The organism is Labrys sp. F242 (assembly GCF_057813875.1).
Map to the genome: position 1 here is coordinate 1,473,221 of NZ_JBVASG010000001.1, position 11,985 is coordinate 1,485,205.

The 11,985-nt window shown below is 62.9% G+C and carries 8 protein-coding genes; 5 read left to right on the plus strand and 3 right to left on the minus strand.

Annotation, left to right across the window (positions count from 1 at the left end):
• Positions 1–220: 220 nt before the first annotated feature.
• A complete protein-coding gene (locus ACZYTC_RS06905) occupies positions 221–1,849 on the minus strand; it encodes an SPOR domain-containing protein (RefSeq protein WP_434956791.1) in 1,629 nt (542 codons plus the stop codon).
• Between the two features lie 465 nt (positions 1,850–2,314).
• Here ACZYTC_RS06905 and clpS point away from each other — a divergent pair, with 465 nt between their 5' ends.
• A complete protein-coding gene (gene clpS, locus ACZYTC_RS06910) occupies positions 2,315–2,647 on the plus strand; it encodes an ATP-dependent Clp protease adapter ClpS (protein ID WP_082980075.1) in 333 nt (110 codons plus the stop codon).
• A 10-nt stretch (positions 2,648–2,657) separates the two neighbouring features.
• Positions 2,658–5,078 carry an ATP-dependent Clp protease ATP-binding subunit ClpA gene (gene clpA / locus ACZYTC_RS06915; protein WP_434956790.1) on the plus strand — a complete coding sequence of 807 codons (2,421 nt, stop codon included), beginning with the start codon at positions 2,658–2,660 and terminating at the stop codon, positions 5,076–5,078.
• 232 nt (positions 5,079–5,310) lie between these two features.
• Here clpA and ACZYTC_RS06920 read toward each other — a convergent pair whose 3' ends face one another.
• Both ACZYTC_RS06920 and ACZYTC_RS06925 read right to left on the minus strand, forming a co-directional pair.
• Complete coding sequence (locus tag ACZYTC_RS06920; protein ID WP_434956789.1) at positions 5,311–6,135, minus strand: DeoR/GlpR family DNA-binding transcription regulator; 825 nt, start codon at positions 6,133–6,135, stop codon at positions 5,311–5,313.
• Positions 6,136–6,401: 266 nt separating this feature from the next.
• Positions 6,402–6,569, minus strand: a complete 168-nt coding sequence (locus tag ACZYTC_RS06925; protein WP_488989179.1) for a hypothetical protein — start codon at positions 6,567–6,569, stop codon at positions 6,402–6,404.
• Positions 6,570–6,692: 123 nt separating this feature from the next.
• Here ACZYTC_RS06925 and ACZYTC_RS06930 point away from each other — a divergent pair, with 123 nt between their 5' ends.
• From ACZYTC_RS06930 to hlyD, 3 genes are all read left to right on the plus strand, one after another.
• Positions 6,693–10,100, plus strand: a complete 3,408-nt coding sequence (locus ACZYTC_RS06930; protein WP_488989180.1) for an autotransporter domain-containing protein — start codon at positions 6,693–6,695, stop codon at positions 10,098–10,100.
• 163 nt (positions 10,101–10,263) lie between these two features.
• Positions 10,264–10,962, plus strand: a complete 699-nt coding sequence (locus tag ACZYTC_RS06935; RefSeq protein WP_434956787.1) for a CerR family C-terminal domain-containing protein — start codon at positions 10,264–10,266, stop codon at positions 10,960–10,962.
• Positions 10,959–11,984: a secretion protein HlyD gene (gene hlyD, locus ACZYTC_RS06940; RefSeq protein WP_488989181.1), complete on the plus strand. Its 1,026-nt coding sequence runs from the start codon at positions 10,959–10,961 to the stop codon at positions 11,982–11,984. Before ACZYTC_RS06935 ends, hlyD begins: the two co-directional genes overlap by 4 nt.
• Position 11,985 lies beyond the last annotated feature (1 nt).

Consider the following 11,985-nt stretch of genomic DNA (forward strand, 5'->3'; position numbering starts at 1 on the left):
CAAAGCGTTCGTGACTGAACGCCTGTCTGTTCCAATCCTGTGTTTTGACGCGTCTTTGCGCCTTCTTGTGACGCCATGAAATCGCAACACGCTTTGTTTATCGACGTGTTGCTTTCCTCGCGTTGTGTGTGTGAAAGCGCAATTCCCGCAAAGCAAAGGCGCGGCCTACCGAGGGAGGCCGCGCCTGAAAGAGATCAAAGCCTGGTCTTTGCCGAAAGGATCAGAGCTTCACGGCGACACAGGCGAAAGAGGCAGCCTTGAGGGTGCTGCAGGCCGACTGGGCCTGGTTCTGATCGCTGAAGCCGGCGAAGCGAGCCCGGTACAAGGTCGAGCCATTGCGGTTGACCGTCTCGGTGAAGGGACGGGCGGAAGAGAGCGCCTTGCTCCCGGCCAGCTTGGCGCTGGACAGCAATTGCCGAGCCGCTCCTTCGTTGTCGGTCGCGCCGATCTGGATGATCCAGCCGCTACGCTGCGGTGCAGCCAGGGCGACCGAATCGCGGGTGATGGCGACGGTGCGCACATTCTGCACCGTCGCGGTGGTGTCAGGGCTGGCTTCGCTGCTCTGACCAGCCCGCACGGGAGGCGTGGCCGGCGCGGTCGTGACCGGCTGGAGGCCCTGCACCCAGCGCATGCTCGGGGTGCTGGGTGCGGCAAAGGCCATCACCGGCCTGGCGGGAGCCGGCTGGGGGCGGCCCTGGGGAGCAGGAGTAGAGGCTTCCCCGACGATTTCTGGCGGCATCGGTGCTGCCACGGGGGCAGCCTGGCGGGCCTTCGGAGCCTCAGCGACCACGGCCGGGCGGACAACCGGCGGACGCGGAGGCGCGGCCACGGGCATGGCATCGTTTGGGAGCTCTGCCCTGGCGACCTGTGTAGCGGAGCGGTCGACGGCGTTGCCTGCATAGGCGACCGGCAGATAGGCATCGATCAGGCGGCGCATCACGACATCGCGCGAAGCAGCGCTGCGGCCGCCCATCACCACGGCGACCAATTGCCGGTCATTACGCTTGACGGAAGTCAGGAGGTTGAAGCCGCTGGCATTGGTGTAGCCCGTCTTGATGCCGTCGACGCCTTCCACCGAACCGAGCAGGCGATTATGGCCCGGGATCGGCCGCCCGCGATAGACGAAGCTGCGGGTCGAGAACAGGCGGTAATATTGCGGGAAGCGCTTCTGGATGGCCATGCCCAGGATGGCGAGGTCGTGGGCGCTGGTGATCTGCCGGTTGTCGGGCAGGCCGGAAGCGTTCACGAAGGTGCTGCGCGCCATGCCGAGAGCGCGAGCCTTGCGGGTCATATAGGCGGCGAAATTGCTTTCCGAGCCGGCGAGGGCTTCTGCCACCACCACGGCGGCGTCGTTGGCCGAGCGCGTCACCATGCCCTTGATGGCATCGTCGACGCGAATGGTCTGGCCCGGGCGCAGGCCGAGCTTGGTCGGGGACTGGGAGGCGGCGTGGGCGGAAACCGGAAGTTCGGTTGCCATCGAAAGCCGGCCGGCCTGCAATTGTTCGAACAGGAGATAGAGCGTCATCACTTTGGTGATGGAGGCCGGATGCCTCAGTGCTTCGGGGGCGGCCTCATAGAGCGTGCGGCCGGTCTTCACGTCGACCACGATGGCGGCGTAGCGCGGATTGTTGCGCATGTCGGCGGGGATGGCCGAAGCAGCCGATTCCGCGCGTACGCGCTTGCTGCGCACATGTTTAACAGTCTTCTGCGCCGGAGCGGCATGATGGCCGCGGCGGCGCGCATCCGCTTCATCCGGATGGAAGGCCAGGGTTGTCGTAAATACTACCAAACCGGCTGCAACCATTGTGGTGGTCCGGGCCAGTCCGCCCCCGATCCAACGCGATAGCATGCAAAGTCCCCAATACTCACCGGCGCGACAGCACCGTCCATTACATGTCCCTGCGAGACCGGTGGTCTCTTTCGCCCTTCGTCCGGGGCTCACCCCATCCCCTTGCGGGGAGGAGGCCGTCTCACCGTGCCGCTGCAGGGACGACACAGTCAACGAACCTAGGCGGACGCGGTTACGGATCGGTTAAGTGCCCAGCCGGCGCGGCATTTTGGTCGCATGATTGTCCGATTGGTTGAGAATGAATGAAAAAGAGGCACTTCACCGGCCGTTGAGAGCATGGATCCTATTATTGCGCGTTGTTGCACTAGCGGAAAGTCGGGTGCGATCATAAATTCAGTTCGTGGAAGCCTTTTTCCTCGTCGAGATCATGTTAGGCTGCAGGCGATTGCAGTTGTCGAAATGGAAGATTCAACGATTCTGGATATTGCAGTGAGCGCCGCGCACAGGCCGTCTCCCTTGATCGGCATGGCCCGCGAGCCCCGAGCTCCAGGTGGCGGTGAGGGTACTAATGCGGCCGTGATCACCAAAACGCGGCCGGCGACCAAACGCCCGAAACTCTACCGGGTCCTGCTGCTGAATGACGATTATACTCCGATGGAGTTCGTCATTGAGGTGCTGGAGCGCTTCTTCAACAAGGATCGCGACGGTGCCACCCACATCATGCTGCATGTTCACCACAATGGCGTGGGAGAGTGCGGCATCTACACCTATGAGGTCGCGGAGACCAAGGTGACTCAAGTCATGGATTTTGCCCGTAAGCATCAGCATCCGCTGCAATGCGTCATGGAAGAAAAGTGAGGAACTGATCGTGCCATCCTTTTCAAGACACCTCGAACAGTCCCTCCATCGCGCTCTGGCCGCCGCCAATCAGCGCCATCACGAATATGCGACTCTCGAACATCTGTTGCTCTCCCTGATCGAGGATCAGGACGCGGCCGCTGTGATGCGGGCCTGCAATGTCGATCTCGACATCCTCAGGCGCAACCTGGTCGAATATATCGATACCGAACTGGAGAACCTGGTTTCGGACGGCCGGGACGACGCCAAGCCGACCGCGGGTTTCCAGCGCGTCATCCAGCGCGCCGTCATTCACGTGCAGTCTTCGGGCCGCGAGGAAGTCACCGGCGCCAACGTGCTGGTGGCGATCTTCGCCGAACGCGAGAGCCATGCCGCCTATTTCCTGCAGGAGCAGGACATGACGCGCTATGACGCCGTGAACTACATCTCGCACGGCATCGCCAAGCGCGCCGGCCTGTCGGAAGCCAAGGCGCCGCGCGGCGTCGACGAGGCCGATGGCGACAGCCCCAAGACGACGGCCAATGGCGAGGAGGCGTCCAAGAAGAAGCAGGACGCCATCGATGCCTATTGCGTCAACCTCAACAAGAAGGCCCGGGACGGCAAGATCGACCCGCTGATCGGGCGCGACAGCGAAATCACGCGCACCATCCAGGTGCTCTGCCGGCGGCAGAAGAACAATCCGCTCTTCGTCGGTGATCCCGGCGTCGGCAAGACGGCGATCGCCGAGGGCCTCGCGCGCCGCATCATCGAAGGCGACGTGCCGGAGGTGCTGCTGGGCGCCACCGTGTTCGCACTCGACATGGGCACGCTGCTTGCCGGCACGCGCTATCGCGGCGATTTCGAGGAACGCCTCAAGCAGGTGGTGAAGGAGATCGAGGCCTATCCGGGCGCGATCCTGTTCATCGACGAGATCCACACGGTGATCGGCGCCGGCGCCACCTCGGGCGGTGCCATGGATGCCTCCAACCTGCTCAAGCCCGCCCTGGCCGCCGGCCTGCTGCGCTGCATCGGCTCGACCACCTACAAGGAATACCGCCAATATTTCGAAAAGGACCGGGCCCTGGTACGCCGATTCCAGAAGATCGACGTGGCCGAGCCTTCCATCCCCGACACCATCGAGATCCTCAAGGGCCTCAAGCCCTATTACGAGGAGTATCACAAGCTGCGCTACACCAACGACGCCATCAAGGCGGCGGTGGAGCTCTCGGCCAAATACATCAATGACCGCAAGCTGCCGGACAAGGCGATCGACGTCATCGATGAAACCGGTGCTTCGCAGATGCTGGTGACCGAAAGCCGGCGCAAGAAGACGATCGGCGTCAAGGAGATCGAGGCGACCATCGCCACCATGGCGCGCATCCCGCCCAAGACCGTGTCGAAGGACGATACCGAGACGCTGAGGAACCTGGAGACCAACCTGAAAAGGGTTGTTTACGGGCAGGACAAGGCGATCAAGCAGCTTTCGGCGGCGATCAAGCTGGCCCGTGCCGGCCTGCGCGACCCGGAAAAGCCGATCGGCAACTACCTGTTCTCGGGCCCGACGGGCGTCGGCAAGACCGAAGTCGCCCGCCAGCTCGCCTCGGTGCTCGGCATCAACCTGCTGCGCTTCGACATGTCCGAATATATGGAGCGCCACACGGTGTCGCGCCTGATCGGTGCGCCTCCCGGCTATGTCGGCTTCGACCAGGGCGGTCTGCTCACCGACGGTATCGACCAGAACCCGCATTGCGTGCTGCTGCTGGACGAGATCGAGAAGGCCCATCCGGACCTGTTCAACATCCTGTTGCAGGTGATGGATCACGGCAAGCTTACCGATCACAACGGCAAGAGTGTCGATTTCCGCAACGTGATCCTGATCATGACGACCAATGCCGGTGCGTCCGATCTGGCCAGGGCGGCCTTCGGCTTCACCAAGAACAAGCGTGAGGGCGACGACACCGAGGCGATCAACCGTCTGTTCACGCCGGAGTTCCGCAACCGCCTGGATGCGACCATTGCTTTCGACCATCTGTCGCAGGAGATCGTCAGCCAGGTCGTCGACAAGTTCATCGCGCAGCTCGAAGTCCAGCTTGCCGATCGCCATGTCGCGGTGGAGCTCTCCAACGATGCCCGCACCTGGCTGGTGGCCAATGGCTATGACGAGTTCATGGGCGCCCGGCCGATGGCTCGCCTGATCCAGCAGGCGATCAAGACGCCGCTGGCCGACGAGGTGCTGTTCGGCCGGCTGAAATCGGGCGGTGCCGTGCGCGTGACGGTCGTCACCAACGAAGAGGGCAAGCAGGAACTGGGCTTCGAATATCCGGCAGGCCCGGCCAAGCCCAAGCCCGAACCGGTGGTGGCGGACAACAGCCAGGCCTCGGCCAAGAAGCCGAAGGCCAAGCCGAAGGGACCGCCGCAGCGCGAGCCCGACGCACCGGCTGGCGCGGAGTAGGCTCTTTCCCGCAAGGGGCTGATGAAAATCGATTGGGCGCGAAGCGGGCAACGTTTCGCGCCCTTATTCGTTGAAGGATGTCAATCTGGAGATTGACACTCCAATCCAAAGCAAGCGCCTCGGCGAGCTGATCGAGATCCAGCGAGCTGGTCTGCTTGGTGATGCGGTGAGCTAGGTCTTCATTCTCGCATCGTTACGCCGAAGACCGACGCCATCTTCTCATTACGATGCTCTAGGACTCGACGGCGGCATCCTGTGCCGCAGCGGATGCGACATGGGTCTCGACACCGCTTCGGTACACCCTCTCGTGAAAAGCGGCGGGAATGTCGTCGCTGACCAGGATGTCGACATCCTCAAGCGAGCCGAGCCTGACCAGCGCCCTTTTGCCGAATTTCGTGCTGTCCACGGCCAGGATGGTGCGCTCGGTTTGCGCCAAGGCGGCAGTGACGGCCGAGACCTCGGCATAGTCGTCGTCACAGATGTCGCCGGCCTGGTCGATGCCGCTGACCGAGATCACGGCGTAGTCGAATTTGAAGCGGCGGATATAGTCTGCCGTATCCTCGCGGAAGACGCCACCATCCACCGGCCGCACGAAGCCGCCGGGAATCGCCAAGGCGAAATTGGAATTCTCGCTGAAAATGGTGGCCACACGCAGGCTATAGGTGACGATCCTAAGGTCTCGCCGCTGCAGCAGCGCGTAGGCGATCGCTTCGCAGGTTGTTCCGGTGTCCATGAAGATCGCCGCCCCGTCTGGGACGACCTGGGCGACGAGAGCAGCCACCCGGGCCTTCAGGGAGGCGTTTTCGATACGCCGCTGGCGGCGGGTAACGGCGTCCACCGGTGTGGCGATCGTGGCCCCGCCATGCAGGCGACGCACCTGGCCGGTGGCTTCCAGCGCGATGATATCCCGACGGGCAGTCTGGGTTGTCACGGCAAAGCGTTCGGCGATCTCCTCGATCGAAAGATAATGGCTGCGCTCGAGCAGCCGCAGCAGTTCGGCTTGCCGGTTCGATTTCTTGGTGCCGTCGCCAAGCGCATATTCGTCGAGCTGCGTCATCTGGCCTGCTTAGTTTCGCCTTGGGTCCAATGTCCATCCCCGCGGAAATGTTTCAAGGAAAATGTCGTCCGGAAACGTCGATGATCCCCGGCATTACCCGATGCGACGTCGTGGAGCCTTTTGCGTTCTGCAGCCAACGCAGGGGAGCGACAAAAATGTCAATAAAGCAACATTTCTACTTCCCTGCCTAACCCCATCTTTCAGCGAAGCTAGGGGTCCAGGTCGAGTCTAGCGTGAGATTTTTATTTGTTTTCTTCCAATTATGGCTATTTTTCGAGCTGCTCTTCCAATGCGGTGACAGCTCCGAGCGTGCCTTTAGCATCGCAGGTCCGATAAATTGTAATAAACATGACATTTGCGTGTGCCACCACGGACAATGTGGGCGGCAAAATGTTGCTTTGATCAAGCTGGATGCTCTGAGCAGATCCGGTCATGGCCGCCCCGCATGATTGATTTTATGGGGTAGTCCAATGGCTATTGGGGATGGCGGGCGCACATGTCGGTTCAGGTTTTTCGGCATTGGTACGCGCTTGTTGTGCGGGGTTGCGCTGTGCGCCTTGGCGTCGACGCCGAGCCTGGCCCAGGAAGACGGCACGCTGCGGATCATGACGCTGAACATCTGGAATCAGTTCAAGCAGAATCCAGAAGTCGTAGCCGACTTCATGACCAAGGCTAATTTCGACATCCTTGGCATGCAGGAAGTCAACGGCAGCCGATACGTTTCCGATATTCCCGGCTTCCTCGAAGAGGCAGGTCTGGGAACCTATGGGAAGGTCCAGATCGGGGATATCGGCGTCATATCTCGGCTGCCGGGAAGCTTTGGCACCTATGTTCTGCCGGGCATTTCCACGCAAGGCCGCAACATCAGCTACACGGTAACCGGTCAGCAGGGAGGGCGGCCGGAGACGTTGGTCGGCACCGTCCATCTCGACTACAGCGACGGCTCGCAGGGGCGCGTCAAGGAAGCCCAGGCTCTCAATGACTGGGCGAAGACGTCTTCGCGCCCTGTCATCCTCCTGGGTGATTTCAATGCGGGCGACGTCGCTGAGCGCGGGCTGCACAGCGCGGCACAACAGTCCTATCTGTTTGCCGGATATGTCGTCGGCTCCTATGGAGACAATGCGCTCTACAAGAAGCTGAGGGAGGAATATCTGGGCTCGGACCAGCTTGCCAAGGCCCAGGAATATTTCGACGACATGCGGTCCGGTGGCAAGGGCAAGGAGAAATATCGCAGCGTCATCCAGGCCTATTTCGATGCCAACAGGAGCAAATATCCGGGCATCACCAGCATCAGCCAGATGAGCTGGCGGCAATGGGAGGAAATCATCGCACTCGATGCCCAGACCAAGGGCATCGCGTTCAAGGACGAGACCCATCCGGTCGCCGACAATCAACCGGTGACGATGAATGTCCTCAAGAAGCAATATATGCTTCTTCAAACGGAAGCCGAGCGTGAGCGCTATAAGCCGCATGATTTCAACGACGGCAGTTCGACCTGGCCCTCTGCCGGGGAGGACGATACCAACACCTGGCAGAGCTGGGATCGCACCAAGATCGACCACTTCCTGGCCTCACGTCCCTTTGGCAAATGGTATGTTCTCGCCGACGACCCGAACGATCCCTATTTGGGGGTCATCAAGGATGTGTATGTAACCAAGCCCGATGGCACGAAAGCACCGATATCCGACCATGAGCCGGTAGCCCATGAGATCAAATGGATCGGTCCTGCCCTTCAGACCTACACCGAGACCGCTGGCGGCGCACAGCCTGACAAGACACGCCTGGTTTGGGGCGAGGAGGCCAATACCTTCGACAAGGACGGCAAGGCGTTCTTCCTCACCCGCAACAATATGCGCAGGGACGTCTATCTCGGACAGATCGCCGATGCGAACGGCAATCCGATTCTCGCCGGGCTGACACTGGAGGAGAAGAAGACCCTGCTGGATTGCGCAAGCAAGGATCCGCGCTTCCAGCAGGCGATCCGCGAGTATTGCATCGACGACCATTCCTTCATCGGGGAGACGCTGGTCAAGGACAAGGGCGTTCTCATCGTCGAAGAGGATGCGGCACTCGGCACTTCGCAGGCCAAGCTCCGGCTTGCCGATGGCACGCTGCGCATCATCGGCAACGACATGCACGGTCTCGATCGGGCCCTGGTGCTCGAGGGCGCCGGCGGGACGCTCGACATTGCCAGCGCGGGCAATGCCGTAACTTTGGGCCAGACGATCACGGGCGAGGGCGGCCTCACCAAGCTCGGGGCGGGCGGGCTTCGCCTCACCGGCACGGGCACCTATGCGGGGCCGACCCAGGTGAAGCAGGGAACGCTGGTGGTCGATGGCTCGCTGACCTCGTCGGTGACCATCGACCGGGGCGCGGTGCTTGGCGGCGGTGGCATCATCGGCGGCCTCGACGCCAAGTCGGGCGGCCTGGTCACCCCGACCGGGGCCGGCGTGCTGATGGTGAAGGGCGATGCCCTCTTCGGGCAGGGCAGCTATTACCAGGTGGATGTCGGTGCCGGCGACAGGGCGGACCGGATCGCGGTGACCGGCAAGGCGACGCTGGACGGCGGCACCGTCCTGATCGGTGCCCAGGGCGGTAATGGCCTGTTGAGCAAGGAGCAGTTGCTCGCGCTTTATGGCAAGGAATACACCATCCTGACCGCCGAAGGCGGTGTCAGCGGACGCTTCGAGGGCGCTCTGCCGGACTACGCCTTCCTCGGGGCCAGCTTCGGCTATGACCCCGCCCAGGTGACAATGACCATCGGCCGCAATGGCCGCAGCTTTTCGAGCGTCGGCCAGACGGCCAATCAGCGGGCTGCCGCGGCCGGCTTGGAATCACTGGGAAGGGGGAATGCCCTCTTCGATGACTTCCTGGTGGCCAATGCCGGCGCCGATCTTGGCGGGCACCTGGCCTCGCTGTCGGGGGAGGTCAATGTAACAGCGCAGACTGCCCTGATCGAAGGTGACAGCCAGTTGGGCGCCATGGCAACCGATCGCTTGCGTTCGGCTTTCGAGACGACGGCGGCAGCGGGCCTGCCGACGACGGGGAGCGGCGCGGCTTCGGCCATGCCCATGCAGTTTGCCTCGCTCGGCAATTCGACTGCGCCTGCGGGTTCGCCTTCACCGGTAGCGCCTCCTGCGGCAGACGGGCTTTCTGTCTGGGGGCAGGGTTTCGGCTCCTGGGGGCGTACCGGCAGCACCGGCAACGCTGCCGGCATGACGCGCAACAGCGGCGGTTTCCTGTTTGGCGCCGATGCGCCCATATCGCTCGGCGAGACGGATGTGCGGCTCGGTGCACTGGCAGGCTATAGCCGTACCAGCTTCAGCACCCGGGGCTTGGGCAGCGGCGACAGCGACAACTACCACCTGGGCCTCTATGCCGGCACGATGGTGGGTCAACTCGCCCTGCGTGCGGGCGCCTTCTACACCTGGCACGACATCTCCACCAGCCGCGTGGCGGCCGGGCAGGGCATCAATGCCGACTACCGGGCCGGCACGGCACAGGTTTTTGGCGAGGCCGGCTATAATCTGCGCTTCGGTGCCGTTGGTTTCGAACCCTTCGCCAATCTCGCTTTCCTCGATCTGCGCGCAGATAGCTTCCATGAGCGCGGCGGCAATGCGGCGCTTGCGGCATCGTCCTCCAATACGGACGTCACCTTCAGCACGCTGGGGCTGCGGGCCTCCACCGACTTCGAACTTGCCAGCCTGACGGCGCGCGTCAGTGCCACGCTCGGCTGGCGCCACGCCTTCGGCGATACCACGCCGCACGGAACGTTCGCGTTCGACGGCGGCACGCCGTTCGGTGTGGAGGGCGTGCCGATTGCCGAAAACGCTCTCGTGGCCAGGGCCGGGCTCGATCTTGCCCTCAGCCAGTCGGCGACGCTGAGCGTGGCCTATGGCGGCCAGTTTGCCCGCCGGGGCAGTTTCGACCAGAACGTATCGGGCAAGTTCAGCCTCCGGTTCTGACCGGCAAGACCAGGCTGCCTCAATCTCTGAGACGTTCGCCGCCGGATATCGATGCATCGATATCCGGCGGCTTCATTGTGTCATTTTCGAAGGCCGCAATTTGTATCGGATAGTATAATTCAATCGATTGACTGAAAATCGAATTTCGACTATGAGTTGCGTCATGGTCAAGAAACAATCCGCTCCTCCGGCCCCGAGCGGCCGCGGTGATGCAACCCGCGAGAAGCTGCTCGATGCGTCGATCGGCGTGTTCGGTCGCTATGGCTTCGACGGCGCTTCGACGCGCATGCTGGCGGATGCCGCCAGCGTCAACCTGCAGGCGATTCCCTATTATTTCGGCAGCAAGGAAGGGCTCTACGTTGCGACGGCCGATCATATCGCCAGCCTGATTTCATCCCATGTTGGCGGCCTGGGAGGGCGCATCCGAGCGCGCCTCGCCGAAGCCACGGGCGGGGGCACGACCATCGATCGGCAGGAGGCGCAGGCCTTTCTGACCGAGCTGGCGCAGGCCATGGCAGTCCTGTTCATCGGGCCGATCTCCGAGCCGCTGGCGCGCTTCCTCATCCGTGAGCAGATGGAGCCGACCGAGGCTTTCGAACGTATCTTCGCGCAGGTGATGAAGCCCATGCTCGAGGCGGCGAGCATGCTGGTGGGCATCGTGCTGGGCGAGAATGGGCTTACTCGTCACGTCAAGCTGCGCACCCTTTCTCTGCTTGGCGGCCTGATGGTTTTCCGGGTCGCGCATGCGGCCGTGAAGCGCCATCTCGCCTGGGACACCATCGGTGCCGACGAGGTGGAAACCGTGCGGCGCCATGCCGGTGAACTCGTCGCTGCCCTTGCTGCGGAAGGAGGCCGCTCATGAAGAAGGCTGCCGTTCCCATCGTTCTGCTGGCACTCGCCGGTGGTGCGCTCGCTGCCTGGTGGTTCGATCTGCCCCAACGCATGGGCTGGGTCGAACGCGCGGAGAAAGAGCTGGTCCTCTACGGCAATGTCGATATCCGCCAGGTGCAGCTCGGCTTTCGAGTCAGCGGCAAGCTCGCCGAGACCCTGGTGGACGAAGGCGATAGCGTGAAGGCGGGCGATATGCTCGCCCGGCTGGACAACAGGCCTTACCAGGACCTGGTCGAGGTGGCGCAGGCGCAGGCGGCCGGCCAGCGCGCCACGCTCGCCAAGCTGGAAGCAGGCCCTCGCGTTTCCGAGATCGCGCAGGCAAGGGCCGTCCTCGCCGAACGCCAGGCCGATCTCATCAATGCCGAACAGAGCTACACCCGCTCCTTCCAGCTCCGGCCGAGCGGCACCGTCTCGCAGGGCGGGCTTGACCAGGCGATCGCGGCGCGCGATGCGGCGCTGGCCCGGGTGAACGCGGCCAGGGAAGCCCTGACACTGTTGCAGGAGGGCACGCGCGCCGAGGATATCGCCGCCGCCAAGGCCAGCCTGGAGGCGGCCGAGGCCAACCTTGCTTCGGCCCGGACGACCACCGCCGACACCATCCTGGTCGCGCCGGCCGATGGCGTCATTCTCTCTCGTGTCCGCGAGAAGGGAGCGATCCTGGCTCCCAACGACATCGCTTTCGTGCTGTCGCTCACCAAGCCTGTCTGGATCCGGGCCTTCATTGCGGAAACCCATCTCGGCCGCGTCCATACCGGCACGATGGTGGAGGTGCGTTCGGATACCGATCCGGCCAAGCGCTACAAGGGGCGCGTGGGCTTCGTCTCGCCGGTCGCCGAATTCACGCCGAAGACGGTGGAGACACCGGAACTGCGCACTGATCTGGTCTATCGCCTGCGCATCGTGGTCGACGAGCCGGACAGTGCGCTCCTGCAGGGCATGCCGGTGACGGTGCGCCTCGCCGATATGGCTGCCGAGCAAGGCGGCAAGCCCTGAA

What these genes read in the sequence shown, in the direction of transcription:
- ACZYTC_RS06905 (WP_434956791.1), bottom strand. Translation starts at nt 1,849, where the DNA reads ATGCTATCGCGTTGGATCGGGGGCGGACTGGCCCGGACCACCACAATG.
- clpS (WP_082980075.1), top strand. Translation starts at nt 2,315, where the DNA reads ATGGCCCGCGAGCCCCGAGCTCCAGGTGGCGGTGAGGGTACTAATGCG.
- ACZYTC_RS06920 (WP_434956789.1), bottom strand. Translation starts at nt 6,135, where the DNA reads ATGACGCAGCTCGACGAATATGCGCTTGGCGACGGCACCAAGAAATCG.
- ACZYTC_RS06925 (WP_488989179.1), bottom strand. Translation starts at nt 6,569, where the DNA reads ATGACCGGATCTGCTCAGAGCATCCAGCTTGATCAAAGCAACATTTTG.
- ACZYTC_RS06935 (WP_434956787.1), top strand. Translation starts at nt 10,264, where the DNA reads ATGGTCAAGAAACAATCCGCTCCTCCGGCCCCGAGCGGCCGCGGTGAT.
- hlyD (WP_488989181.1), top strand. Translation starts at nt 10,959, where the DNA reads ATGAAGAAGGCTGCCGTTCCCATCGTTCTGCTGGCACTCGCCGGTGGT.